Origin of the sequence: Rhodococcus jostii RHA1, assembly GCF_000014565.1 — a bacterium.
GTDB classification, from domain to species: domain Bacteria; phylum Actinomycetota; class Actinomycetes; order Mycobacteriales; family Mycobacteriaceae; genus Rhodococcus_F; species Rhodococcus_F jostii_A.
Genome location: NC_008268.1, coordinates 4702010 through 4727556, shown reverse-complemented (window position 1 = coordinate 4727556; position 25547 = coordinate 4702010). Strand labels below are relative to the sequence as shown.

19 protein-coding genes and 1 pseudogene are annotated in these 25547 nt (G+C 68.4%); 10 read left to right on the top strand and 10 right to left on the bottom strand.

The genetic code is table 11. The features are described 5' to 3' along the window. Positions 1 to 46: 46 nt before the first annotated feature. On the bottom strand, positions 47 to 2212 hold the full coding sequence (locus RHA1_RS21845; RefSeq protein WP_009477548.1) for an acyl-CoA dehydrogenase family protein: 2166 nt from the start codon (positions 2210 to 2212) through the stop codon (positions 47 to 49). A 94-nt stretch (positions 2213 to 2306) separates the two neighbouring features. Between RHA1_RS21845 and kstR the strand changes: the two genes are divergently transcribed. Together kstR and otsB are read left to right on the top strand one after the other, a co-directional pair. Next, positions 2307 to 2945, top strand: a complete 639-nt coding sequence (kstR, locus tag RHA1_RS21840; protein ID WP_009477547.1) for a cholesterol catabolism transcriptional regulator KstR — start codon at positions 2307 to 2309, stop codon at positions 2943 to 2945. 68 nt (positions 2946 to 3013) lie between these two features. After that, positions 3014 to 5554, top strand: coding sequence for a trehalose-phosphatase (otsB, locus tag RHA1_RS21835; protein WP_009477546.1), 2541 nt, complete (start codon positions 3014 to 3016; stop codon positions 5552 to 5554). Positions 5555 to 5567: 13 nt separating this feature from the next. Here the strand turns inward: otsB and RHA1_RS21830 are convergent, their stop codons facing one another. Further along, positions 5568 to 6656, bottom strand: coding sequence for a LacI family DNA-binding transcriptional regulator (locus RHA1_RS21830; protein WP_011596873.1), 1089 nt, complete (start codon positions 6654 to 6656; stop codon positions 5568 to 5570). Positions 6657 to 6794: 138 nt separating this feature from the next. On the opposite strand from RHA1_RS21830, the gene RHA1_RS21825 reads away from it, so the two are divergent. Genes RHA1_RS21825 through RHA1_RS21815 form a run of 3 tightly spaced genes read left to right on the top strand, consistent with a single transcriptional unit; the run spans position 6795 to position 9545 of the window. After that, positions 6795 to 7763 carry a metal ABC transporter solute-binding protein, Zn/Mn family gene (locus RHA1_RS21825; protein ID WP_011596872.1) on the top strand — a complete coding sequence of 323 codons (969 nt, stop codon included), beginning with the start codon at positions 6795 to 6797 and terminating at the stop codon, positions 7761 to 7763. 13 nt (positions 7764 to 7776) lie between these two features. Further along, positions 7777 to 8655: a metal ABC transporter ATP-binding protein gene (locus tag RHA1_RS21820; protein WP_011596871.1), complete on the top strand. Its 879-nt coding sequence runs from the start codon at positions 7777 to 7779 to the stop codon at positions 8653 to 8655. Next, positions 8652 to 9545, top strand: coding sequence for a metal ABC transporter permease (locus RHA1_RS21815; protein WP_005265172.1), 894 nt, complete (start codon positions 8652 to 8654; stop codon positions 9543 to 9545). The genes RHA1_RS21820 and RHA1_RS21815 overlap by 4 nt, the downstream gene beginning before the upstream one ends. A gap of 76 nt (positions 9546 to 9621) precedes the next feature. On the opposite strand, the gene RHA1_RS21810 is transcribed toward RHA1_RS21815, so the two are convergent. The 4 genes from RHA1_RS21810 to RHA1_RS21795 all read right to left on the bottom strand — a co-directional run bounded on the left by RHA1_RS21810 (position 9622) and on the right by RHA1_RS21795 (position 12529). Further along, on the bottom strand, positions 9622 to 10149 hold the full coding sequence (locus RHA1_RS21810) for a DUF3558 domain-containing protein (RefSeq protein WP_011596870.1): 528 nt from the start codon (positions 10147 to 10149) through the stop codon (positions 9622 to 9624). Continuing rightward, positions 10146 to 10559, bottom strand: a complete 414-nt coding sequence (locus tag RHA1_RS21805) for a hypothetical protein (protein ID WP_011596869.1) — start codon at positions 10557 to 10559, stop codon at positions 10146 to 10148. The genes RHA1_RS21810 and RHA1_RS21805 overlap by 4 nt, the downstream gene beginning before the upstream one ends. 63 nt (positions 10560 to 10622) lie before the next feature. Beyond that, positions 10623 to 11384 (bottom strand): ESX secretion-associated protein EspG, encoded by a 762-nt coding sequence (locus RHA1_RS21800; RefSeq protein WP_011596868.1) that lies wholly within the window; start codon positions 11382 to 11384, stop codon positions 10623 to 10625. Further along, complete coding sequence (locus RHA1_RS21795; RefSeq protein WP_011596867.1) at positions 11381 to 12529, bottom strand: hypothetical protein; 1149 nt, start codon at positions 12527 to 12529, stop codon at positions 11381 to 11383. The genes RHA1_RS21800 and RHA1_RS21795 overlap by 4 nt, the downstream gene beginning before the upstream one ends. 129 nt (positions 12530 to 12658) lie before the next feature. Here RHA1_RS21795 and RHA1_RS21790 point away from each other — a divergent pair, with 129 nt between their 5' ends. Both RHA1_RS21790 and RHA1_RS21785 read left to right on the top strand, forming a co-directional pair. After that, on the top strand, positions 12659 to 13417 hold the full coding sequence (locus tag RHA1_RS21790) for a LamB/YcsF family protein (protein ID WP_009477537.1): 759 nt from the start codon (positions 12659 to 12661) through the stop codon (positions 13415 to 13417). Continuing rightward, positions 13417 to 14037, top strand: coding sequence for a 5-oxoprolinase subunit B family protein (locus RHA1_RS21785; protein ID WP_011596865.1), 621 nt, complete (start codon positions 13417 to 13419; stop codon positions 14035 to 14037). Before RHA1_RS21790 ends, RHA1_RS21785 begins: the two co-directional genes overlap by 1 nt. A gap of 39 nt (positions 14038 to 14076) precedes the next feature. On the opposite strand, the gene RHA1_RS21780 is transcribed toward RHA1_RS21785, so the two are convergent. The 3 genes from RHA1_RS21780 to RHA1_RS21770 all read right to left on the bottom strand — a co-directional run bounded on the left by RHA1_RS21780 (position 14077) and on the right by RHA1_RS21770 (position 20279). Continuing rightward, entirely contained in the window at positions 14077 to 17226 is a 3150-nt protein-coding gene (locus tag RHA1_RS21780; RefSeq protein WP_011596864.1) for an NAD-glutamate dehydrogenase domain-containing protein, read from the bottom strand. A gap of 126 nt (positions 17227 to 17352) precedes the next feature. Continuing rightward, the gene (locus RHA1_RS21775) at positions 17353 to 18741 is read right to left on the bottom strand and encodes an aspartate aminotransferase family protein (protein ID WP_011596863.1); all 1389 of its coding nucleotides are present in this window, start codon (positions 18739 to 18741) and stop codon (positions 17353 to 17355) included. Between the two features lie 20 nt (positions 18742 to 18761). After that, positions 18762 to 20279: a CoA-acylating methylmalonate-semialdehyde dehydrogenase gene (locus RHA1_RS21770; protein ID WP_011596862.1), complete on the bottom strand. Its 1518-nt coding sequence runs from the start codon at positions 20277 to 20279 to the stop codon at positions 18762 to 18764. Between the two features lie 132 nt (positions 20280 to 20411). On the opposite strand from RHA1_RS21770, the gene RHA1_RS21765 reads away from it, so the two are divergent. The 3 genes from RHA1_RS21765 to RHA1_RS21755 all read left to right on the top strand — a co-directional run bounded on the left by RHA1_RS21765 (position 20412) and on the right by RHA1_RS21755 (position 24268). Beyond that, positions 20412 to 22019, top strand: coding sequence for a PucR family transcriptional regulator (locus RHA1_RS21765; protein ID WP_011596861.1), 1608 nt, complete (start codon positions 20412 to 20414; stop codon positions 22017 to 22019). Between the two features lie 212 nt (positions 22020 to 22231). Continuing rightward, positions 22232 to 23329: an alanine dehydrogenase gene (ald, locus tag RHA1_RS21760; RefSeq protein ID WP_011596860.1), complete on the top strand. Its 1098-nt coding sequence runs from the start codon at positions 22232 to 22234 to the stop codon at positions 23327 to 23329. 57 nt (positions 23330 to 23386) lie between these two features. After that, positions 23387 to 24268: a 5-oxoprolinase subunit C family protein gene (locus tag RHA1_RS21755; protein ID WP_011596859.1), complete on the top strand. Its 882-nt coding sequence runs from the start codon at positions 23387 to 23389 to the stop codon at positions 24266 to 24268. A 4-nt stretch (positions 24269 to 24272) separates the two neighbouring features. Here RHA1_RS21755 and RHA1_RS21750 read toward each other — a convergent pair. Next, positions 24273 to 25455, bottom strand: a pseudogene (locus tag RHA1_RS21750) (fatty acid desaturase family protein). Positions 25456 to 25547: the final 92 nt, after the last annotated feature.

Here is a 25547-nt window from a genome sequence, read left to right as displayed (position 1 = left end):
GTTGTATCACCATCCCGGACCTCGCGAAAGACCATCGCGACGCGGCTCAGCCCCGCGGCAGCCCGAGAATCCGCTCGGCCGCGACCGTCAGCAGGATCTGCGTCGTTCCGCCCGCAATGGACAGGCAGCGCGTATTGAGGAACTCCCGCGCCAGCGGCCCCTCCACCCAGCCGTCCACGCCACCGAGTTCCATCGCGAATTCCGCGACCGCCTGCCGCTGGCGAACCCCGACCAGCTTGCGGACACTCGATTCCGGTCCCGGGTCCTGACCGTCCAGCTGCCGGAGGGTGGTGCGCAGTTCGAGCTGCGAGCCGACGAGCGCGTTGCCGATGAGATGCCCGAGCCTGTCGTCGGTCACGGGGTCGCCGACCCCCGCGAGCGCGAGCAGTTCCTCCATCGCCGCACCGAGCGAGGAGCCCCCGCCCATCGCGACCCGCTCGTTGGCCAGCGTGGTGCGGGCCAGCTTCCAGCCGTCGCCGAGATTCCCGACCACCAGCTCGTCCGGCACGAACACGTCCTCGAGATACACCTCGTTGAACAGGGCGTCGCCGGTGATCTCGCGCAGCGGCGAGATGGTGATGCCGGGGCTCGTCATGTCGACGAGGAAGTAGCTGATGCCCCTGTGTTTGGGCGCGTCCCGGTCGGTGCGGGCCAGGCAGATCGCCCAGTCCGCTTCCTGCGCCCTCGACGTCCACACCTTCTGACCGTTCAGCCGCCACCCGCCGTCCACCTTCTCCGCGGACGTCCGCAGCGCCGCGAGGTCGGAGCCGGCGCCGGGTTCGCTGAACAGCTGGCACCAGATGATCTCGCCGCGCAGCGTCGGGGTGGCGAAGCGTTCGATCTGCTCGGCGCTGCCGTGCTCGAGGATCGTCGGCACGGCCCACCAGCCGATCACGAGGTCGGGCCTGCCGACCCCGGCGGCCGCCAGCTCCTCCTCGATCAGGATCTGTTCGGCGGCGCGCGCACCCCGTCCGTAGGGTGCGGGCCAGTGCGGGGCCAGGTAACCCGACTCCGCGAGGGCCGCGCGTCGCTCCGACTCCGGCCGCGCCACCAGGTCGGCGATCTCGGCGCGGATCTGCGCCCGCTCGTCGTCGAGCCCGGACAGGTCGATCGACAGGTGCCTGCGAGCACCGGCCCGCGTCAGTTCCGTGACCCGCGCCCGCCAGCGGGCGGAGCCGCCGAGCAGCTGCCGCAGCGACGTCGCCCGGCGCAGGTAGAAGTGCGCGTCGTGTTCCCAGGTGAAGCCGATCCCGCCGAGCACCTGGATGCAGTCCTTGGCGGTCTCGACGGCGGCGTCGAGCGTGAGCGACGCCGCGACCGCGGCCGCGATCGGCAGCTCGCCGCCGTCCGCGTCCCACGCGTCCTCCGCCGCCACGGCCGCATCCCACGCCGCTGCACCGGACTGTTCGACGCGGCACAGCATCTCCGCGCACAGATGCTTGATCGCCTGGAACGATCCGATCGGTTTGCCGAACTGCTCGCGAATCTTGGCGTACTCCACCGCCGTTCGCAGACACCAGGCCGCGATCCCGGATGCCTCCACGGCGGCGAGGGTCGCGGCGAGGTCGGCCACGAGCCCGTCCCGCACGCCGGTGACCACCCGGTCGGCCGCCACCGCCACACGATCGCAGCGCACCCGCGCGAGCGGGCGGCTCTTGTCGATCGTGTCGGCGACCGTGACGTCCAGGCCGTCGGCTTCGCCGTCGATCAGACACCACACGACGCCGTCGCCCGCGTCGGCGGACAGCAGCACGGACACCCCCGTGTCACCGCCGATCGCGAAGCCCGCGTCGCCGGTGACGGTCAACCCGCCGTCGGCCCCGAGCGTCGCGTTCACCGGGGAGTTGCTGCCGAGAGCCACCGCGCACGGCATCGCGCCGTCGGCGAGGTCCTCGGACCACCGTTTCGCGGCGGCGCCGGAGCTGCGGCCGACGACGAGCGCGGCGAGAGCGGTCGAGAGAACAGGGCCCGGGACGAGTTCAGTCGCGGCCTGTTCGAGCATCGCGGCGAGATCGACGATCTCCGCTCCCGACCCCCCGACCTCTTCGGGCACGGCGACCGAGAAAATTCCGAGCGAGGCGAAGGACGGCCACGACGTCCGCCACGAATCTGCTGGTCCTTGCCGTACTGTGACCAGCGGGTCCGTGGACCGCGCCCAAGCCTGGATCGAACCCGCTGCAGCCCTCTGTTCCTCGGTGGTGGCGATTGTCACAACGGGTATCCGCCTCTCCTGAATGACACATTCGTCTAGAACGTGTTCTAATATGACACCTGGCCATGAGTCAAGGCGCGAAGGAAAACAGGTAATGACGACCAGCTCTCGATCACGGTCCTCGACGGTCGCTGCGGCGACGCTGGGCGAGGACGATCTCAGTTCCAACGCGCAGAAGGAACGGCGCAAGCGGATCCTCGACGCGACCCTGGCCCTGGCCTCCAAGGGCGGATACGAAGCCGTGCAGATGCGGGCCGTCGCCGAACGCGCCGACGTCGCCGTGGGGACGCTGTACCGCTACTTCCCGTCCAAGGTGCACCTGCTGGTGTCGGCGCTCGCCCGCGAGTTCGAGCGAATCGACTCGCGGGGAAAGAACCCGCCGGGCCGGAACCCGCTCGAGCGGATGCAGCTCATCCTCAGCCAGATCACCCGGGCCATGCAGCGCGACCCACTGCTGACCGAGGCCATGACGCGCGCCTTCATGTTCGCCGACGCCTCCGCCGCCGCCGAGGTCGATCAGGTGGGCAAGCTGATGGACCGCCTGTTCGCCCGCGCGATGACGGACACCGAGCCCACCGAAGACCAGTTGGCCGTCGCCCGCGTCATCTCCGACGTGTGGCTGTCGAACCTGGTGGCCTGGCTCACACGCCGCTCGTCCGCGACCGATGTCGCGAATCGGCTCGAACTCACCGTCGAACTGCTGCTCGGTGACGGAAGCCGCAGACCCGAGTAGGACGCGATCGGGGCACAGCCCCGGCCGAGAACGCGCTCACAGCCGTCACATCCCCTAGATTTGAACATGTGAGCGCCCATGATCTGTCCATCGAACTTCGTCGTGCCCTCTCGAGGGTTGCGCGGACCCCTCGCCTGCTCGTCGCTTCCGACTACGACGGCACGATGGCCCCCATCGTCTCCGACCCCGAGAAGGCGTTCCCCCACGCCGAATCGGTGCGCGCTCTCCGCGCCCTGGCCAGCCTCGCCGGAACGACGGCGGCCGTGATCTCGGGCCGGGCACTCAAGGACCTCGCCGCGCTGTCGCGGCTGCCCGCCGAGGTTCAGCTGGTCGGCAGCCACGGCTCGGAATTCGACATCGGGTTCATCCATGCGATCGACGCCGACGCCAAGAAACTTCTCGGTGAGATCACCGAGGAACTCACCCGGATCGCCACGCTGCACGCCGGTACGTCGGTGGAGGCGAAGCCGGCGAGCGTCGCCCTCCACGTCCGCAACGCCGACGCCGAGGAAGGTGCCCTGGCCCTGGCCGCCGTGCGCGCCGACGCCGGACAGCGCGTCGGCGTGCAGGTCACCGAGGGCAAGTCCGTCATCGAACTGGCCGTCGTCGCCACCGACAAGGGCCATGCGCTCGACCTGATCCGTCACCAGGACGGTGCGACGGCGGCCGTCTTCGTCGGCGACGACGTCACCGACGAGAAGGCGTTCGCGCGTCTCCAGGGCCCCGACCTCGGCGTGAAGGTGGGCCCCGGCGAGAGTCTCGCCGAATTCCGGGTGTCGACCACCGAAGACGTGGCCGCGGCCCTCGCGTTCCTGCTCGAGGAGCGCCGCACCTGGCTGTCCGGGGCACACGCCCCGCCGATCGAGCGCCTCACCATGCTCGCCAGCCCGCGGACCGTCGCACTCGTCACCCCCGACGCGACCCTCACCTGGCTGTGTCATCCCGAACCCGACTCGGCGTCCGTGTTCGCGCATCTGCTCGGCGGACCGGAGGCCGGCCATTTCAGCGTCGGCCCGCACCGCAGCGCGCTGCCGCTGAGCCAGCGGTACATCGACAGCACCATGACCGTGCAGACACGGTGGGCCAGCCTCTCCGTCACCGACTACCTGCCGCACGACGTCCGCCAGGGCCGCACCGACCTGACCCGGGTGATCAGCGGGCAGGCCGCCGCCGTCGTGACGTTCGCACCGCGGCCCGAGTTCGGGCAGGGCCAGGTCATCCTCGAGGCGGTCTCCGAGGGACTGCGGGTGCACGGGACCAACGAGCCGATCGTGCTGCGCTCCCCCGGCGTGCAGTGGAACGTGACGTCCGACGGCAACCAGCAGACCGCGCATGCCGTCGTCGACCCGTCCGGCGGTGACGTCGTCCTGGAATTGCGATGCGGTACCGAAGAACTCGGACCGTCGGAGACACCCGAGGAGGAGCGTCGCGCGCTGGCCGAATCGTATTGGTCGGACTGGGCGAAGAGCCTCACCCTGCCCACCCTCAAACCCGACCTGATGAAGCGTTCCGCGCTCACCCTCCGCGGTCTGGTGCACGTCGACTCCGGAGCAATCATGGCGGCCGCCACCACCTCGCTGCCCGAGGAGATCGGCGGCGTCCGCAACTGGGACTACCGCTACTGCTGGCTGCGCGACGCGGCGCTCACCGCGTCCGCGCTCGTCAGCCTCGGCTCGCTGAGCGAGGCCGAGGGCTACCTCGACTGGGTGCACGACGTCCTCGAGACGCTGCCCGGCCCCGAACGCCTGCACCCCCTCTACACGCTGCACGGTGGCGGTCTGCCGCCTGAGGCCGTCATCGACTCGCTCCCCGGCTACGCGGGCTCGCGGCCGGTCCGCATCGGCAACGCGGCCAACCAGCAGGTGCAACTCGACGTGTTCGGGCCCATCGTCGAACTCATCCACGACCTGTCCCACGCCCGCGAGAAGCAGGGCGTCGAAGTGGCGCTCAACGACCGCGACTGGGAACTGGTCTGCGCCATGGTCGAGGCCGTGGAACGTCGCTGGTTCGAACCCGACCACGGCATCTGGGAGATCCGCGACAACCCGCGTCACCACGTGTACTCGAAGGTGATGGGCTGGGTCACCGTCGACCGTGCGGTGGCGCTGGCCGAGCACTTCGGCCGCGACGTCGAGCCCGGCTGGACGTCGTTGCGCGACAAGATCGCCGAGGAGGTGCGCGAGAAGGGCTGGAAGGACGAGGTCCGCTCGTACACCGCCGCCTACGACGGCACCGACCTCGACGCCGCCACCCTGTACATCGGACTGTCCGGGCTGATCGACCCGTCGGACGAGAAGTTCGCCGCCACGGTCACGGCCACCGAGGCGGAACTGCGCAGCGGCTCGACCGTGTACCGGTACCACCACGACGACGGGCTGCCCGGCACCGAGGGCGGGTTCCACCTCTGCGCGGCCTGGCTGGTCGAGGCGTACCTGCTGATCGGTCAGCGGTCGCAGGCGGAGGCGTTGTTCGCGCAACTGGTCGACGCCGCCGGACCGACCGGGCTTCTCAGCGAGGAGTACGACCCCGTCGCCGAGCGGTCGCTGGGCAACCACCCCCAGGCGTACAGCCACCTGGGATTGCTGCGTTGCGCTCAGCTCCTGGCCTGAACGGGAGGCCGGGTCAGCGCTTGGCGGGCCCGGCCGTCGAACCCCGCAGCAGTTCGGTCTCGAGCATCTCGACGATCGCGACGCCGGAGTGCGACGGGGACATGAGCAGTGCACCCGCCCGGCGACCCTTCTCCTCCTGGGGTTGCCGCACGGTGGTCAGGCCCTCACGCAGTGCGTCGTCGACTCCGTCGAATCCGGTGATCGACAGCCGGCCGGGCACGTCGATGCCCTGCCAGCGCGCCCAGTCCAGCGCGCCGAGCGCGAGGACGTCGGTGGTGCACACGAGTGCGGTGATTCTCGGATTCACACCGAGCGCCTGCGCGGCAGCGGCGTGCCCCGACTTCCCGGTGTGCTCGAACCGCTCGACGACGGTCAGCGTCCGAGGGTCCAGGCCGGCGTCCGACATGGCGTCGCGCACTCCCTCGATGCGTTCGCGCTGCACGTGGAAGTTCGGTGACCGCAGACGCTCGGCGTCGGCGACCCCGTCCGAGCGGTCGCGCCCCAGCCTCATGCTCAGCACACCGATGTCGCGGTGGCCGAGCCCGATCAGATAGTCGGCGAGGCCCCGCATCGCGCCGCGATCGTCGATCCCGATGAGCGACGCACCCGGGATCTCGCGCGGCTGATCGCACACGACCATCGGCAGGTGACGTTCGCACACCGCCGCGAGGTACGGGTCGTCGTCCGCCACCGAGTACACGACGAACCCGTCGACGCCCGCCTGCTGCACGACCGCGGCGGCGTCCGCCTCCTCGCGTCCCGGGCCGGCCGGAATCAGCAGCAGACCCTGCCCGGCGGCCTCGCACGACTCGGCCAGTCCGGACAGAAAGCTCATCGCGGCGGGGTCGCGGAAGGAGTAGCTGAGGGCCTCGGTGAGCAGCAGTCCGACGGCACCGGCCCTGCGGGTGCGCAGGGATCGGGCCACCGGGTCGGGGCCGGGGTAGCCGCGGCGCTTGGCCGCCTGCAACACCCGGTCGCGCAGTTCCGCGGAGAGTTGATCCGGCCGGTTGTACGCGTTGGACACCGTCGTGCGCGAAATATTGAGCTCGGCCGCGAGCGACGCCAGCGTGGCTTGGCGACGAGGCTGTCGAGACCTGGGCATAGGGGGACGTTAGTACCTGGCCCCCGTTCGGGCGCGTCGGGGCTGCGCCGAAAGTGCACTACCAGGACCTATCCGCTAAAGTGCAACGGTAACGGTTTCCAATAGCGTTTAGCGTTCGTCTTCGGTCAGGAGTTTTCTGTGCGCGCTTCCTCAGGTTTTCGTGCCGCCACGGCGGCCGTCGGGCTGTCGTTCGCCGCGGCCCTCACCCTCACCGCGTGCGGCTCCGACACGACCGGTGACGGCACGCTGACCGTCGTCGCGTCGACGAACGTGTGGGGCAGCGTCGCGCAGGCCGTCGCCGGCGACAAGGTGGACGTCACCTCGATCATCACCGAACCGTCGTCCGACCCGCACTCGTTCGAGGCGAGCCCCACCGACGCCGCCAAGCTCACCGACGCCTCCCTGATCGTCTACAACGGCGGCGGGTACGACCACTTCGTCGACGACATCATCGGCACCGGCAACAGCGACCAGCTCACCGTCAATGCATTCGACCTCCTCGAGGGCGGCGCGCACGCGGGCGAGGACGAGCACTCCGGCGGCGACTCGGACGGCGGCGACTCGCACGAGGGCCACGACCACGGCGACGTCAACGAGCACGTCTGGTTCGACGTCGACACCGTCGACGCCACCGCACAGTCCATCGCGGACAAGCTCGGCCAACTCGACCCCGACAACGCCGACGCCTACAAGGCCAACGCCGCCACCTTCCACGGTCAGCTCGAGCAGATCTCCGCGATCACCGACGGCATCGCGGCAGCGCACAAGGACGCACCCGTCGCCCAGACCGAACCGATCGCCTACTACCTGCTGCAGTCCGCGGGCCTGAAGGACGTCACCCCGCCCGACTTCACGAGCGCCATCGAGAACGGCAACGACCCCGCACCCGCCGCCATCGCCGCGACGCGACAGCTGCTCACCGGCAAGCAGGTGCAGGCCCTCGTCTACAACGTGCAGACGCAGGACCGGGTCACCCAGGACGTGCGGGCCACGGCCGAGTCGGCGGGAATCCCCGTCGTCGAGGTGACCGAAACCCTGCCCGAAGGCCTGGACTACATTCAGTGGCAGACCAACACCGCCGAGTCGCTTGCCGCGGCTCTGCAATAGAACTGATCGGCTTGTGACAGAACCCACTTCGAAGAACGCCGGCGACGGTCGCGTCCCCGCACTGGAACTGACGGGGGCGCGACTGTCCTTCGGCGAACGCACACTCTGGCAGGACCTCGACCTCACCGTGGAACCCGGCGAATTCGTCGCCGTCCTCGGACCCAACGGGTCGGGCAAGACGTCGCTGCTGAAGGTGCTACTCGGCCAGCTCGCCCTCAGCTCCGGCACCGCGCGCATCGCCGGATCACCGGCGCGGAAGGGCAATTCGCACGTCGGGTACATCCCCCAGCAGAAGTCGCTCGACGACGGACTGCCGCTGCGGGGCCGCGACCTCGTCGGCCTCGGCGTCGACGGCCACCAGTGGGGAACCGGTCTCCTCCGGCGAGGCCGACGCCGTGCGATCGTCGACGCGGCAATCACCGAAGTCGGCGCCGAGAACTACGCGGACGCACCGATCGGTTCCATGTCCGGCGGTGAGCAGCAACGACTGCGGATCGCGCAGGCCCTCGTCGGCAACCCCCAGATCCTGCTGTGCGACGAACCGCTGCTCAGCCTCGACCTGGCCAACCAGAATCTCGTGTCGGGCCTCATCGACCGACGGCGCCGCACCCACGACACCGCGGTGCTGTTCGTCACCCACGAGATCAACCCGATCCTCCCCCTCGTCGACCGCGTGCTCTACCTCGTCGACGGACAGTTCCGCATCGGCAAACCCGAAGAGGTCATGACGTCGGAGGTGCTGTCCGAGCTGTACCGCACCGACGTGGAGGTGCTGCACGTACGCGGCCGCCTCGTCGTCATCGGCACCGGCGACGCCATCGACGCGCTCGGCAGCGCGGGCGGCCTCCGCCCCGGTGAGGGTGTGCACCACACGGACGAGGGACACGCATGAGCAACAAGTTCACCGACGCGATGTCGCGCATGTTCGACGTCTCGGCCACCGTCGACCTGCTCCAGTACGACTTCGTCCAGCAAGCGCTGATCGCAGGCGCCATCCTCGGCCTGCTGGCAGGAGCCATCGGCCCCCTCATCGTCAGCAGGCAGATGTCGTTCGCCGTGCACGGCACGAGCGAGCTGTCGCTGACCGGTGCGTCGGCGGCCCTGCTCATCGGTGTCAGCGTCGGGGCCGGCGCCATCGCCGGGTCGGTGGTCGCGGCGGTCCTGTTCGGGTTGCTCGGCGCGAAGGCCCGCGACCGTGACTCGGTCATCGGCGTGATCATGGCATTCGGGCTCGGCCTGTCGGTGCTGTTCATCTGGTCGTACCAAGGGCGCACCGGCACCAGTTTCTCGCTGCTGATCGGCCAGATCGTGGCACCCGGAGACAGCGGCCTCCAGCTGCTGCTGCTCTGCGCCGTGCTGGTCATCGGGGTCCTCGGCCTGATCTACCGCCCCCTCCTGTTCGCGAGCACCGATCCCGACGTCGCCGAGGCCCGCGGAGTCCCGGTGCGTGCGCTGTCGATCGTGTTCGCCGTGCTCGTCGGCATCACGGCCGCGCTCGGCGTCCAGATCGTCGGGGCACTGCTGGTGATGGCACTGCTCATCACCCCCGCCGCGGCCGCCGCCTACGTCACCGCCAGCCCACTCAAGGCCACGATCCTGTCGATCGTGTTCGCCGAACTCGCCGCCGTCGGCGGCATCCTGCTGTCCCTCGCACCGGGAGTGCCCGTATCGAGCTTCGTCACCACGATCTCGTTCGTCATCTACCTCGTCTGCCGGCTCAGCGGATCCTCACGACGCAAGAACGCGGGACGCATCACCCCCACCCACGCACACACGCACTGAGCCGCCACTCTCGGCAATCCGAAGGCCGAACCGGCCCTCACACGCCGAAGAGTGGAGGCTCAGTACAAGATCTGCCCTACAGGTGGTCGGGGAAATAGGGCGCCAACGTCGTCGCCACCTTCGTCGCCTGATCGCACGCCGCGTCGACGGTCGTGAAATCCTCCAACTCGCTGTACCCGATCATGAACTCCAGAATCCCCGGCTCGATCGCCACCGACACCGTGCACGCACTCCCGCCACGGAAATCCGACACCAGAGCACGCCGCCCGCCGATCTCCGTCTCACTCAGGACGTGGAAGCGGTCGCTCGACTCCACGCTGCTGACGGTTTCAGCAAGCGCGGAAATGACAACGCCGTAGTCAGGATTGCGCGATCGAAATGAGCATGAACGATTCGCCGGCTCATCCGAAAGCCGCGATCCTGCGCGCACGTCGATCTGCGCCGCTTGGAGTGCCTCCTGGGTAAGACCGTCACAGGGGTGGAACGCGATCGCCTTCGCCGGTTGCTGCGCAGCTGCGCCATCCACCGGAGTTGAACAGCCTGCAATTGCGCCAATACCCATTAGGCCGGTTACGAAGGCGATTCCGCCGGACCGACGCTTCACAAGTTCCCTCCGACCGACCCCAGACTCGACGCGATGGCCGCATCCTGCTCGTTGTATCGCGCGAGGACCGCCTCGAACATCGACTTCATGTCCTTCGCATACGTTTGATGCGCACCGAATAGCCCCACCGCGGTATTCGCGAACTCGATGTCGCCGCCTCCGATGGCCTTCTCGTCGAATTTGCGTGCCAGCTGCTTCGCCGAGTCGATGTCCTGCTCTCCAATTCCCAGATCAGCAGCGCGAAGTTTCTGACGAGCGTTGTCAGCCAAGTCGCCCATCAGATCCGCATGCTCCTGGCACAGCTTGATGCACTGCTCAATGCCTGCGGGGTCGAGTTCGAGCCTGCCTCCCCCGGTGATGTTCTCGGTGAAAGCCTTCCATCCGGCTTCCGGTGCTTCTGGCCCCGCCATGTCGGTGTCCCCTCCGTGTGTCGTGCTGTGTCCCCACCTGTGCCTTCGCCGGCGCGTGGCAATCTACCAACTGCGGGCACCGACCGACCTCGCTCGAGGAGTGGTACCGACCCTGATCAGGGTGTCGAGCGAGGATACGAGTTGTTCGGGGCCTGCCGGGTGCGCAGCGGATGGGTCGTGCGGTCCGATCGCGTAGCGTCCGTCGCCGGCGATGTCGATCCAGTGCATGATGCCGACGTCCCTGCCGGTGCCGTAGCGGGGGCCGCGGTAGACGCGGATCTTCCCACGGCCCGCGTAGCCCTTCTGTACGGCGGATTCGAGTCGCGGGGCGGGGGCCGCCCGATTGACCTCCTGCAGGATTCCCTGAGAGAAGTGGGTGTCCTGTTCGTCGCGCCGCTGGAATCGGCGTCGGCCGGCGGCGTTCTGCGGGATCAGCCCGATCAGTTGGGCGCCCAGACGCCCGGCTGCACCGGCGCCGATGACCACGTCGCCACCGATCTGGGGTGCCCGGCCGGGGAGTTGCGACGCGATCACCACCCGTTGCCCCTGTTGTGCACCGACGATTCGGATCGGGGTCTCGTCGGCGGTCGAACCGGAGATCTCGACATACACGTCGGGCTCGGCGAGCACACCCAACGCCGACCTCACATCGTCGTGCTCGGCTCCCGCGAAGGCTTCGCGTATCCGGTTCTGCTCGGCGACATAGGCATTGAGCCCGGGATGCGCACTCACGATCCGGAACGGATACGGGATGCGGTCCTGCCCGGTGCCGGCCCACAGGGCGTCGAACAGTTCGGGACGCAGCCGCCAGTTTCGCATGTTCATGCGCCGATCACCGGTGGCGAGACGAGGGGCAGTTTGCCGATCAACTCGTTGCCGTTGTCGAGGGTGATCAGGTAGTCGGGCGTCTTGTGTTCGTTGTCCTCGCCGCCGCCCTTGGCAGCTCCTCCGCCTCCCATCATTCCCCCACCCATCGGGCCGGTGCCCCGCATCCCGGCTCCCGCGCGACCTCCGGCGTTGGCCCCCGGAACCCCGGGTGCGGTGCCGGGCCGGGCCATGGCCCCCGGCCGATTTCCGGCGCCGACACCACCGCCAAGGGGGCCGACTCCCAGTCCGCCTCCACCGGAACCCCCACCCGCACCCGCGGAGCGCGAGCCGGCACCCGAGGACGAATCGGCGCCGGAAGGTATGCCCGACCGGTTCTGCGCCTGATCCCCCGTCGCCGAGGCCGGGGCCGTCGTCGCCGGTGTGGTGGCCGCCGACGGAGCGGTGGCCGCATTCTGCTGCGTGCTGTCCGCAGCGAGTGCGCCGTCCACATCGGACGGGTCGCTGACGGGCACGTCGCCGGAAGTCGGCTGCCCGCCGCTCGGTCCACCGAACTGGTCGCTCGAACTCGGGCTGCCGCTCGCGTAGTCGACACCGGGCCCGACCGGACCCGAAGGAACGTCGACGATGCTCTCCGGTTTCGTGAACGACGGGACGTTTCCGTCCGACGTCGCGAGTCCGGGGTTGTAGATCGTGGCCATCTTCTCGCGCGCTTCGCCCTCGCGCCGGTAGTACTCGTCTTCGGTGTCCGTGTCCCAGGGCGTCAGCTTGTCCCACAGGCCGGTGCCGATGGTTTCGGGAACCTGCGATCGAAACGACGCGACCGTCTCCGCCAGAGGCGTCAGCGCGTCCGCCACTCCGTGAAGTTGCTGCTGCGCCAGCGGCGCAGAGGTCGAGTACCGTTCGGTCTCGCCGTAGGCCGCCGACGAGGCAGCACCGTGCCAGCTCTCGCTGATCGTCTTCTTGATCGCGTCGCTGAACTCGACGATCGCGTCGTGGGCCGTCGTCCCCAGTTCGGCCCAGGCTCTTGCGATGCCGCTGACGTTCTCGACATTCATGCCGGCGACGGCGCTCGCGATCCGCGCGTGATCCCACTGGTCTGAGTGAAAGTTCTCGGGATCCTTGATGTATGCAGGGTCGGTCATGTGTCCCCCTCCGATGGCGCAGTCCACCACGCACGGTCAATTGTTCTGACGCAGCAGGGCCCTCACCGGTTCCGCCCGCCCCCGCGAGAGAATCTACAAGACTGCACTCGGAACCCTAGTATCGAATATGTGCCGGCAATCGATCTGAACAGCGACCTCGGCGAGAGCTACGGCGCCTGGACCCTCGGCGACGACCTGGCGATGCTGAAGCTCGTGACCAGTGCCAATGTGGCCTGCGGCTTTCATGCGGGCGATCCCACAACCCTGTCGGCCACCTGTTCGGCGGCGTCCGAGCTGACGGTCCGGATCGGCGCGCAGGTCGGCTACCACGACCTCGCCGGGTTCGGGCGCCGGTTCATCGACGTCGCGCCGCGTGACCTGACGGCCGACGTCGTCTATCAGATCGGTGCTCTCGACGGTCTCGCCCAGGTTTCCGGCTCCGCGGTGGCGTACGTGAAACCCCACGGCGCGCTGTACAACGCGATCGTCCACCATCGTGAGCAGGCCCGCGCGGTGGTCGCGGCGGTCAGCGCGTACGACGAGACGCTGCCCGTCCTCGGCCTGCCCGGTTCGGTGTTCCTCGAGGAGGCCGAGAAGGCCGGACTGCGGACGGTCACCGAGGCGTTCGCAGACCGCGCGTACACACCCGAGGGGACGCTGGTGCCGCGCACGACGGACGGGGCCGTACTGCACGATCCCGCGGTGGTGGCCGAACGGGTCCGCAGACTCGTCGTCGATCACACCCTCGAAGCGGTCGACGGTACGGTCCTCGCGGTCACCGCCGAATCCGTCTGCGTCCACGGCGATACGCCCGCAGCCGTCGAGATGGCCACCGCCATCCGGTCGTTGCTCGACGCCGAGGGCATCACGGTGGAGCCGTTCGTGTGATGCGCATCCTCGACGTCGGAGAAAGCGCGGTCCTCGCCGAGTTCGAGGACCTCGACACCGTGCTCGCGCATTTTCGTGCGCTGGACGACTCCCGGCCACCCGGGGTCGTGGAGGTGATCCCCGCGGCGCGCACCGTCCTGGTGCGGTTCGACCACGGCGCGACCAGTCGTGACCGCGTCGCGAAGTGGGTGCGGACCACGGAACCGGAGGCGACTGTCGCCGAGGATCCCCCGGACGAGATCCGGATAGCGGTGCGCTACGACGGTCCCGACCTCGAGGACGTGGCCGAGCTGACCGGTCTCGGTGTCGACGGCGTCGTCGCCGCACACAGCGGAACACCGTGGACGGTGGCGTTCTGCGGCTTCGCCCCGGGTTTCTGTTACCTCACCGGCGGCGCACCCGAGCTGCACGTGCCGCGCCGTGCGACGCCTCGGACCTCCGTCCCCGCCGGGACCGTGGCACTGGGCGGGGAGTTCACGGGAATCTACCCCCGCAGCTCGCCCGGCGGGTGGCAACTCATCGGCACCACCGACGAACCGATCTGGGATGCCGAACGCACTCCCCCCGCCCTGCTCCGCCCCGGCGTCGTCGTGCGCTTCGCGCCCGTGAGTACTTATTAACCGCCCGACGTTAATAAGTACTCACAGGCGCGAAGCGCATTATGCCATCGATCGCACGTGGCGCGCCGCGACCGACAACGACGCGAGATCGTGGGTGGACGCGGCGTCGATCTCCGACAGCGTCCGGCGAGCACGCTCGATCCTCGCTCGATTCGTACTCTCCCACAGCAGAATCCGGGAGTCCGGTTCGTCACCGGGCTCCCCCGACGACAGTACGTCCCGGGTCAGGAGGCGGACGGAGCGGTACAGGTCGTCCCGCAGCGCCACCCGGGCGAGGGTGTGCCACCGCTCGCCCCGCGGAAGCGCCGACACCTTGATCAGCCATCGATCCACGCCGAGGTGATCGGAGAGCGCGAAGTAGAGCGGCGCCACCTCGGCGACGTCGTGCTCCAGTTCGCGGGCGACGTCCACGATGTCGAGCAGGCTGAACCGGTAGAGGCCGTCCGCGATACGACGGGCGATGGACGTCTCGACGCCCGCCTCGTCGTAGGAGCGACGCGTGTCCTCCATCGCCAGCACCTCCGCGCCGCGGAGCCATCCGCCGACGTCACCGGAATGGATGTGGACGTGGCGCCGGAAATCGTCGATCTCGGCGTCCACCGACAGCGGCTGACGACGGTTGGCGAGGAACCACCGCGACGCCCGGTCGAGCAGCCTGCGGGCCTCGACGACCAGTTCGTACTCCGTCGCCGGCGGCAGCTTCGCCGCGGCGATGTCGGACCAGAGTTCCGCAAGCCCGAACACCTCCGACGCGATGACGAACGCGCGCACCACATCCGCGGGTCCGGCCCCCGTCTCCTCGCGCAGCCGGTACGCGTACGTGAGCCCGCCGCGGGCGAAGATGTCGTTCACGATCTCGGTGGCGAGGATCTCCTGGCGGAGGGGGTGCGCGTCGACGGGGAGGACGGAGCGCAGCGCGGCGGGGAAGTACGCGCCGAGCCGTTCGGAGAAGTACCCGTCGGAGAAGACGTCCGTATCCTCGAGTTCCGCTTTCAGATCCAGCTTGGCGTGGGCGAGGAGGGTCGCCAGTTCCGGCGAGGTCAGTCCGACCCCTGCCTCCGACAGTTCGGCGAAGCCGTCGGGGTTCGGAAGCGCCTCCAGGTCGCAGTCCAGGCCGCGCTTTTCGACCAGGTCGTTCACCATCCTCGCGTGCACGTCCACCATCCGGTGGGCATTCGACCGGGCGTCGCCGAGTACCCGGTTCTGCGCGCGATTGTTCGCGAGCACGAGTTCCGACACGTCGTCGGTGAGCGAACCGAGCAGGTCCGAGCGCCGCACCGGGTCCAGCCGCCGGTCGACGGGCAGCGAGTCGAGCAGGATCTTGATGTTGACCTCGTGGTCGGAACAGTCCACTCCGGCCGAATTGTCCAGTGCGTCGGTGTTGACGAGCCCACCCGTGCGGGCGAATTCGATGCGAGCGAGCGGCGTCATACCCAGGTTGCCGCCCTCGGCGACAGCGCGTGCACGCAGCCGGCCCGCATCGATCCGGACGGTGTCGTTCGCTTTGTCACCCGCGTCCGTGTGCGACTCCGACGAGGCCTTGACGTCCGTCCCGACGCCGCCGTTGAACAGGAGATCCACCGGGGCGGCGAGGATGGCGCGGATCATCTCCGGCGGCGTCAGCGTCGTCACCGACGAGGCGAGACCGAGCGCCGTCCGCATCTGGCTGCTCACCGGAATCGATTTGCTCTCACGCGACCAGACGCCACCGCCTTCACTGATGAGAGTCCGGTCGTAGTCGGCCCACGACGACCGCGGCAGCTCGAACAACCGGCGGCGTTCCTGCCAGGCCTGTTCCCGGCGGGGCGTGGGGTCGACGTCGATTCCGAGTTCGGCCAGATGCCGGGTGACGCTCACCCACGCACCCTTCGCGGTGATGCCCATCTTCTTGTGGTCGTAGCCGACCGAACCACCGGACGCGAACGCGTCACCGAGCCAGAAGTCGTACGTCCGGGCCACATCGTTGGCGGTGTAGGAGAACGTGGCAGTGCCCTTGTCCGCCGCCACCACGAGGTAGGGGTCGTCGCCGTCCCGGCAGACGACACCGTCCGGATGAACCGATTCGGCTGTGTCCGAAAGGTTGTCGGTGACGTCGAGCAGCCCGGAGATGAACTGCCGGTAGCAGTCCTGGCCGGTGGACGACGGGTTGCGCACGACGAAACCGCCCTTGGCGCCCGCGGGCACGATGACGGCGTTCTTCACTGCCTGCGCCTTGACGAGACCGAGGATCTCGGTGCGGTAGTCGTCGAGGCGGTCGGACCAGCGGAGCCCGCCGCGCGCGACGGGTCCGTATCGCAGGTGCACGCCCTCCATGTCCGGCGAATACACGAAGACCTCGTAGAACGGCCGCGGCCGCGGAAGTTCGTCGATCTCGCCGGAGCGGAACTTCAGCGACAACTGGGGACGAGCCGGACCGAGCGCGCCGTCCCGATAGAAGTTGGTGCGGGTCGTCGCCGCGACGAGGCCCGAGTATGCGCGCAGGATACGGTCGGCGTCGAGGCCCTCCACGTCGGCGAGCAGCAATTCGACCCGGCGCGCACACTGTTCGACGTCGTCGTCGCGGGACGTGCCGCCACCGGGACGGGATGGATCGAAATGCGCGTGGAACAGCTCGACGAGCGCCGACGCGAACTCGGGACGCGACAGCAGGACCGCCTCGATCCGGCCCTGGTCGTACGGCAGAGCACTCTGCCGCAGGAAGCGTGCGTACGCGCGCAGGAGCACCACCTCCCGCCAGTCCAGGCCGGCGGCGAGCACCAGCACGTTGAACCGATCCGCCTCCGCGCGGCCCGACCACATCGCACGAAACGTCTCCAGGACGGACTCGGGTTCGACGGATCCCGAGGCCACCGCGGACGCGACGAGCGGTCCCGCGGACACCCGGAAGTCGTAGAGCCGGCACACCAGTCCGTCGGCGCGGCGGAACACCGACGTCCGCTGACCCTCGACCTCGAGGTCGAGGCTCCCGAGAAGTCGCAGCACCCGTTCGAGCGACACGGTCGAGTCTCCGCTGTAGAGCGTGACCCGCAGTTGCCGGTTCTCGTTCGGTCCGACGGTGTCGACGTGCAGGTCGAATGCGTCGGCGGTCAGGCGGTCGAGGATCGCGACGTCGGGAACGGGCGGCCGATCCCGTTCTTCGACATAGCCTTCCGGCAGGGACAGTGCGAGCGTGGACGTGGTCGAGCTCATAGATTCTCTCCGTTGAGATCCGGGCGCCGTGTGTTGTCGTGGAAAACGAGAAAGATCCGTCCCGCGGGCGCCATTGACCGCGGGACGGATCGAGTGTCAGGACACGGATGTGTCGGCAGACGGGTGTCAGGAGTTGCGGTGTGCGTCCGCGATGTCGAGAACCGTGTCGAGGATCGCGAGCCCCTCACGGGCCTCGGCCTCGGTGACGGTGCACGGCGGCACGGCGTGAATGCGATTGAAGTTGGCGAACGGCAGCAATCCTCCTGCCTTGCACGCCGCGATCACCTCGTTCATCGCCGGGCTGGAGGCGCCGTACGGAGCCAGCGGTTCCTTCGTGGCACGGTCGGCGACGAGTTCGATCGCCCAGAACACGCCGAGTCCGCGGACTTCACCGATCGACGGGTGCCGGTCGGCGAGGCCCCGCAGTCCGGGGCCGAGGATCTCGCTGCCGATCCGGGCCGCGTTCTCGACGATCCGCTCGTCCTCCATCGCGTTGATCGTCGCGACGGCGGCCGCGGTGGCGAGCGGGTGTCCCGAGTAGGTGAGCCCGCCGGGGTACGGCCGGTCGGCGAACGTCGCCGCGATCTTCTCGCTGATCGCGACACCACCGAGCGGCACGTAGCCGGAGTTGACCCCCTTCGCGAACGTGATCAGGTCGGGAACGACACCGACATGGTCGATCGCGAACCACTTTCCGGTCCGGCCGAACCCGGACATCACCTCGTCGGCGATGAACACGATGCCGTAGCGGTCGCAGATCTCGCGCACACCGGCCATGTGGCCGGGCGGGGGCACCATGATCCCCGCGGTCCCGGGAACCGATTCGAGCACGATCGCAGCGATCGAGTTCGGCCCCTCGAGGCGGATCAGCTGGTCGAGGTGCTCGAGCGCGCGCTCGGTTTCCTGCTGCTCGTTCTCCGAGTGGAACTGCGACCGGTACAGGAACGGCCCGTGGAAGTGGACGACTCCGCTGTTGCCGTAGTCGTTGGGCCACCGGCGCGGGTCGCCGGTGAGGTTGATCGCGGTGTCCGTGCCGCCGTGGTACGAGCGGTACCGCGACAGCACCTTGTAGCGGCCGGTGTGCAACCGGGCCATGCGCACGGCGTGCTCGTTGGCGTCGGCGCCGCCGTTGGTGAAGAACACCTTGTTCAGGTCACCCGGGGTCCGCTCGGCGATCAGCCGGGCGGCCTCGGAGCGGGCGTCGTTCGCGTACTGCGGTGCGATGGTACACAGCTTCGCGGCCTGATCCTGGATGGCGGCAACGACTTTGGGGTGCTGGTGCCCGATGTTCGTGTTGACGAGCTGGGACGAGAAGTCGAGCATGCGGTTCCCGGCGCCGTCCCACACGTACGAACCCTCCGACGCGAGGATCGTCATCGGGGTGATCTGCTCCTGCGCGGACCACGAGTGGAACACGTGCGCACGGTCGAGGGCATATGCGCGCTCCCCTTCGACGCGCGCCGCATCGAGGGACTGACCGGTGGGCAGGAGTTCCTGGGAGACTGTCGTCGTCATGACCGTAGGTCCTTTCCGGCTCAGTTGTTCTGGGGGAATCCGAGGTTGAGGCCGCCGTGGCTGGGGTCGAGCCAGCGGGTGGTGACGACCTTGCCGCGGGTGAAGAAGTGGACGCCTTCGGTGCCGTGGGCGTGGGTGTCGCCGAAGAGGGAGTTCTTCCAGCCACCGAAGCTGTAGTACGCCATCGGGACGGGGATGGGGACGTTGATGCCGACCATGCCGACCTCGACCTCGTTCTGGAATCGTCGGGCGGCGCCGCCGTCGTTGGTGAAGATGGCGGTGCCGTTGCCGAACGGGCTGGAGTTCACCAGTTCCAGGGCGTCGTCGTAGGAGCCGACGCGGATGACGGAGAGGACGGGTCCGAAGATTTCGTCGGTGTAGACGGACATGTCGGTGGTGACGTGGTCGATCAGGGTCGGGCCGAGCCAGAACCCGTCCTTGCCGCCATTGGCCTGCACGGTGCGCCCGTCGACGACGATGGTGGCGCCGTCGTTTTCGCCGGCGTCGATGTAGGAGGCGACCTTGTCGCGGTGCACCTTGGTCACCAGTGGTCCCATGTCGGAGTCCCGGGTGCCGTCGCCGATCTTGAGGGTGTCGGTGCGGTCCTTGATCTTGGCGACGAGTTCGTCGGCGATGTCGCCGACCGCGACCAGGGCACTGATGGCCATGCAGCGTTCCCCGGCGGAGCCGAAGCCGGCGTTGACCATGGCGTCGGCGGCCAGGTCGAGGTCGGCGTCGGGGAGGACGATGGCGTGGTTCTTCGCCCCGCCGAGGGCTTGGACGCGTTTGCCGTGGGCGGTGCCGGTGGCGTAGACGTACTGGGCGATGGGGGTGGAGCCGACGAAGCTGATGGCCTTGATGGCGGGGTTGGTGAGCAGTTCGTCGACGGCGGTCTTGTCGCCCTGCAGCACGTTGAACACCCCCGCGGGCAGGCCGGCCTCGGCCCAGAGTTCGGCCATCCAGATCGCGGCGGTCGGGTCCTTCTCGCTGGGTTTGAGGACGACGGTGTTGCCGGTGGCGATGGCGATGGGGAAGAACCACATCGGGACCATGGCGGGGAAGTTGAACGGGGAGATGATCCCGACCGGGCCGACGGGTTGGCGGAGGGAGGAGACGTCGATGTTGGTGGAGGCGTTTTCGGTCATGCCGCCCTTGAGCAGGTGTGCGATGCCGCAGGCGAATTCGACGACCTCCTGGCCGCGGGACACCTCACCGAGTGCGTCGGAGACGACCTTGCCGTGCTCGGCGGTGATGATTTCGGCGAGTTCGCCCTTGCGGGCGTTGAGCAGTTCCCGGAACGTGAAGATCACTTGGGTGCGCTTGGCAAGGGAGGTGTCGCGCCAGGCGGGGAACGCGGCGGCGGCGGCGTCGATGACGGCGCGGGCGTCCTCGACGCTGGCGAGGGCGACCTGACCGGTCACGGCACCGGTCGCCGGATTCGTCACCGCAGCGGTGTTGCCACTCGTACCCGTGAAACTCTTGTTGTCGAACCAGTGCGTGATGGTCCGGGTCTGCGCTGCGCCATCGCTGTGTGTCATGGGTGTCCTTACCGAGAGAGCCGATACGCGGAAACTCCGCGCGAAGTGCGATGTCTTCACTCTGGTCCCTGAACCAAGCACTCGAGCCCGACGATCTGTAAGGAAATCCGACATCTGATTTACACTACGTAAATGCAGCCCACCATCGTCGACATCCTGGCGCTCCCGGTCGTGCAGGCGGGAACACCCGAGTTGATCGGCGGCGGACCGCTCGACAGACCGGTCCGATGGGTGCACGTCAGCGATCTACCCGACCTGTCGAACCTTCTCCAGGGTGGCGAACTCGTCCTCACCACCGGCCAACCCCTCGCAGACGACTCGTCGAGCGTGGCGTACCTCGAGGGACTGGCCGCGGCGGGCGCAGCCGGACTCGTCGTCGAACTCGGCGTGCACGTCGACACGGTGCCGGACGGGGTGGCACGCGCCGCCGACAGACTGTCGTTCCCCGTCGTCGCACTGCACCGTCAGATCCGGTTCGTCGAGGTCACCGAGGAAGTGCACCGCTCGATCGTCGCGGAGCAGTACGACGAGGTCGCCTTCGCACGGCACGCGCACGAGGTCTTCACCGACCTGAGCATGAAACGGGCGTCACTCGGTGAGATCGTCGACGCCGCAGCCGGCATGCTCGGCGCCCCGATCGTCCTCGAGGACCTCAACCGGCAGGTACTGGCGTTCGCGGCGCAGGGAACCACGGCGGCGGACCTCCTCGCCGAGTGGGAACGTCGATCGCGGCTGACGCCCGTGTCGCACCAGACCGCGGTCGACGGCCCGGAGTCGTGGACGACGACGCCCGTCGGCGCACATCGGCAGGAATGGGGACGACTCGTCGCCCCCCGACCCGTCGCCGCCGAAGGTCGGGCGCGGATGACCCTCGAACGTGCCGCGCAGGCGCTCGCACTGAACCGCATGGTCGAGCAGGACCGGACCGCACTCGAGCAGCAGGCCCAGAGCGGACTCGTCGACGAACTCCGCCGCGGACGCATCCAGGACGAGGCCGAAGCGACCGCGCGTGCCCATGCGCTCGGCCTCCGGCCGGCGCTGACCTACCTGCCGATGACCATCCGGGTCAGCGAAACCGCCAGCGCCGACCAGGTTCTCGCGCAGCGACGCCGAGTGAACATGCTGGACGCCGTCCGCCACGCGGTCCGGACGTCGCGGCAAACCGCACTCACCGCGAACACCCGCGCCGGGCAGATCGACCTGCTCCTGTCCCATCCACCGGCGTCCACACCCGACGCGCTGCCCGAACTCTGCGCGGCGATCCGTGCCGCACTCATCCGGCTGGACGGCGTCCTGCAGTGCACGATCGGCGTCGGTCCCGAATCGACCCGGCTCCTGGACGCCGCAGGCGGCCTGACGGAATCCGCTCACATCGCCGAGGTCGCGCTGTCGTTGCCACCGGGCGACAAGGTCTTTCACCGAGCAGCCGACATCCGGTTGCGCGGTCTCCTCGCCCTCATCCGGACCGATCCGCGTGTGCAGGCTTTCGCCGAGACCGAACTCCGCGGCCTGCTGGAGCATCAGGCGCGGCACGGCGGCGACAGCGTCGACGTCCTGCGCAGCTTCCTCGAACTCGGTGGCAACAAGACGGAACTCGCGAAACAGCTCCATCTCTCCCGCCCCACGCTCTACGCGAAACTGGCCACGATCCAGCGACTGCTCGGTGTCGGCCTCGACGACGCCGAGTCCCGGACGTCGCTGCACGCGGCCATGCTGATCCTGCGGCTCCGCCACCCGTGAGTACTTATTAACGTCGGGCGGTTAACAAGTACTCACGGGGCGAAGCCATTCTCGAACATCCTTCGGCAAGGAACGGCTCAGGGTGCCCGTATTCGAATAGTCGCGAGCCAGCACCGACATGTTGAGAATTATCTTCACAACTATTGGCATGAATGGTTGCTTTCTTCACTATTGGCACCTACCAATCGAATTTTCGACAGCACGGAGCTCTCATGAAGATCGGCATCCCCCGCGAAATCAAGAACCACGAGTACCGCGTGGCCATCAGCCCCGCCGGTGTCCACGAACTCAACGAACGCGGCCACGAGGTCGTCATCGAATCCGGCGCAGGCATCGGCTCGTCCTTCGCCGACGAAGACTTCAAAGCCGCAGGCGCCCAGATCCTCCAGGCCGCCGACCAGGTATGGGACACCGCCGACCTGCTCCTGAAGGTCAAGGAACCCATCGCCGAGGAATACGCCCGCCTGCGCCAGGACCAGGTGCTGTTCACCTACCTGCACCTGGCCGCATCGAAGGAGTGCACCGACGCACTGCTCGCGTCGAAGACCACCTCCATCGCCTACGAAACCGTCGTCGGCGCCGACGGTTCCCTCCCGCTGCTCGCCCCGATGAGCGAGGTCGCCGGACGCCTCGCCCCACAGGCCGGCGCCTACCACCTCATGCGCCACGGCGGCGGCCGCGGCGTCCTGATGGGCGGCGTCCCCGGCGTGCGCCCCGCCAAGGTCGTCGTCATCGGCGCCGGCGTCTCCGGCAAGAACGCGATCGCGATCGCCTACGGCATGCAGGCCGACGTCACCGTCCTGGACCTGTCCATCGCCCGCCTCCGAGAGATCGACGCCCTCTACCACGGCCAGGTCAAGACCATCGCTTCGAACAGCCTCGAACTCGAACAGGCCGTCCAGGGCGCCGACCTCGTCATCGGCGCCGTCCTCGTCCCCGGCGCCAAGGCCCCCACCCTCGTCTCCAACAACCTCGTCTCACGGATGAAGCCCGGCTCGGTGCTCGTCGACATCGCCATCGACCAGGGCGGCTGCTTCGAGGACTCACGACCCACCACCCACGCCGAGCCCACCTACCAGGTCCACGACTCCGTCTTCTACTGCGTCGCCAACATGCCCGGCGCCGTCCCCCGCACCTCCACCTACGCCCTCACCAACGCCACCCTCCCCTACGTCGTGGCGCTCGCCGACAAGGGCTGGAAGGAAGCCACCGCGACCGTCCCCGGACTCGCCGCGGGACTGTCCACCCACGACGGACAGCTGCTGTCCGCCGAAGTCGCTGCCGCGCACGGCTACACCGCAGTCTCCTGAGCGACTGATCCGACGAGAGCGTATCCAGCAGACGTGTGGATGCGGGACAATCGAACGATGGCTTGGCTCGAGGTCGTGCGCACCGGACCCTTCACCACCGTGCAGGATCGGGGCCGCCCCGGTTACGCGTCGATCGGCGTCGGCGAGTCGGGGGCCGCCGACCGAGACGCGCACGACAGCGCAAACAGGTTGGTGGGCAACCACTCCGGCGCAGCTACGCTGGAGGTCACGCTGGGTGGGCTCGCGGTGCGTGCGGCCGGGACCGTCTCCGTCGCCGTCACTGGCGCCCGCAACCCCGTTACCGTCAACTCCGAACCCCGGCCCGACTACACAATGCTGCACCTGACGACCGGCGACCTGCTGGAGATCGCGTTCGCGTCGGAGGGACTTCGCAGCTACGTCGCGGTGCGCGGAGGTTTCGACGTGCCCGCGGTGATGGGGAGCCGGTCCACCGACACTCTGTCGGGGATCGGCCCCGATCCTGTCGCCGAGGGTGATCGGCTGCTGGTCGGTGCGGATGCCGGCGACTGGCCTGCGGACGAGATCATCCCCCCACCCGTCGCTCCCGAGGATCCCCTGATGATGCGCGTTCGGCTCGGACCGCGGGACGACTGGTTCACACCAGCGTCCGTCGAGGCCCTTCTCCGCGAGACGTGGACGGTCAGCTCCGACACCAATCGCGTGGGGGCGCGGCTCGAAGGTCCGGGACCGTTGCACCGCGCCGTGACGGAAGAGATGCCGAGCGAGGCGATGGTGGCGGGGGCGTTGCAGGTGCCGCCCAACGGTCGGCCCATCCTGTTCCTGGCCGATCATCCGGTGACCGGTGGCTATCCGGTGATCGCCGTGGTGGCCGAGGCCGATCTGCCGGTGGCCGCGCAATTGCGTCCCGGGCACCGGGTCCGCTTCCACCGAACGGTGGCGTCGACCATCCCGCGGTGACGGTCTACCTCGCGGCCAGGGCGGTCCGGAGCCCGCGAAGGCGTCCGGTCACGGGATCGGCGCCGAGCGCCGACCGCCCGCGGAACTTCACTTCCGACGCCGTCTCCGGCGCGTCGTCGGACGTCGCCCGGAGGAACCGGTTGGGCAGCGCCAGTTTGTGAATGGTGCGCAGCGTCAGAAGGTACTGCCGCGCAAGCGAACCGGTGGTGTACGGCAAGTCGTACTTCTCGCACAAGCCGCGCACCGCGGTCGAGATCTCGGCGTACCGATTGCTGGGAAGGTCGGGGAAGAGGTGGTGCTCGATCTGATAGCACAGGTTGCCGCTCATGAAGGCCATGACGGCGCCGGCCCGGAAGTTCGCGGTGCCGAGCATCTGGCGGAGATACCACTCGGCCCGGTTTTCGTGCTCGAGCTCCGCGAGCGTGAACTTCTCCGCTCCGTCGGGGAAGTGCCCGCAGAAGATCACGACGTACGACCACACGTTCCGCAGGAGGTTGGCGACGAGATTCGCCTTCAGCGTTCGCCGCCACCGCCGCCCACTGAGAACGGGGAACAGCACGTAGTCCTTGCCCATCTGCCGCGCGATCTTGCCGAGCAGATCTCGCACCGGTGGACGCAGACGCCGACTCGCCTTGTCTTCGGCACTGGGCGGAAGCAGATCGTGGAGCGCGATGCCCCATTCGAACGACGCCGCGAGCAGCAGATTTTGAATCGGCTGCAGCAGGTGGATCGGACGCCATTCCTGATCACGAGTGACCCGCATGACGCCGAACCCGACGTCCTCGTCCATTCCGAGCACGTTGGTGTACTTGTGGTGACGGAAGTTGTGCGCATACTTCCACTGCGACGACGGCCCTACCTGATCCCACTCCCAGGTACTCGAGTGGATCTCGGGATCGTTCATCCAGTCCCACTGGCCGTGCGAGACGTTGTGGCTGATCTCCATGTTCTCGATGCTCTTGGCCGCACCCAGTGCGGTCGTACCGAGAACCACGCCCGTGGTCGTCCGGCTGCCGTGGATGTCCGTCGAGCACGCGCTGGAACGCGATGGTGCGGCGGATGTACGTCGCGTCCTTCTCCCCGAGGGACTCCGCGACGTCGCGGCGAAGTGCGTCGAGTTCGAATCCGAGCGCCTCGACGTCCTGCTGGGTGAGGTGCGCGTATTCCTTGATATCGGTGATTGCCATGACCGGCCTCCAACCTCGCGGCCACTGATGATCTCAGTGAACGCCGCTGGTAGCAGCCTGTCAACACTGTAGGTCTACGGTAGGTGCCGACA

Bases quoted from the DNA above. Each gene is read 5' to 3' on its own strand.
- kstR (WP_009477547.1), top strand. From the start codon at position 2,307: ATGACGACCAGCTCTCGATCACGGTCCTCGACGGTCGCTGCGGCGACG.
- RHA1_RS21830 (WP_011596873.1), bottom strand. From the start codon at position 6,656: ATGCCCAGGTCTCGACAGCCTCGTCGCCAAGCCACGCTGGCGTCGCTC.
- RHA1_RS21815 (WP_005265172.1), top strand. From the start codon at position 8,652: ATGAGCAACAAGTTCACCGACGCGATGTCGCGCATGTTCGACGTCTCG.
- RHA1_RS21805 (WP_011596869.1), bottom strand. From the start codon at position 10,559: ATGGCGGGGCCAGAAGCACCGGAAGCCGGATGGAAGGCTTTCACCGAG.
- RHA1_RS21800 (WP_011596868.1), bottom strand. From the start codon at position 11,384: ATGAACATGCGAAACTGGCGGCTGCGTCCCGAACTGTTCGACGCCCTG.
- RHA1_RS21795 (WP_011596867.1), bottom strand. From the start codon at position 12,529: ATGACCGACCCTGCATACATCAAGGATCCCGAGAACTTTCACTCAGAC.
- RHA1_RS21785 (WP_011596865.1), top strand. From the start codon at position 13,417: ATGCGCATCCTCGACGTCGGAGAAAGCGCGGTCCTCGCCGAGTTCGAG.
- RHA1_RS21780 (WP_011596864.1), bottom strand. From the start codon at position 17,226: ATGAGCTCGACCACGTCCACGCTCGCACTGTCCCTGCCGGAAGGCTAT.
- RHA1_RS21775 (WP_011596863.1), bottom strand. From the start codon at position 18,741: ATGACGACGACAGTCTCCCAGGAACTCCTGCCCACCGGTCAGTCCCTC.
- RHA1_RS21770 (WP_011596862.1), bottom strand. From the start codon at position 20,279: ATGACACACAGCGATGGCGCAGCGCAGACCCGGACCATCACGCACTGG.
- RHA1_RS21765 (WP_011596861.1), top strand. From the start codon at position 20,412: ATGCAGCCCACCATCGTCGACATCCTGGCGCTCCCGGTCGTGCAGGCG.
- ald (WP_011596860.1), top strand. From the start codon at position 22,232: ATGAAGATCGGCATCCCCCGCGAAATCAAGAACCACGAGTACCGCGTG.
- RHA1_RS21755 (WP_011596859.1), top strand. From the start codon at position 23,387: ATGGCTTGGCTCGAGGTCGTGCGCACCGGACCCTTCACCACCGTGCAG.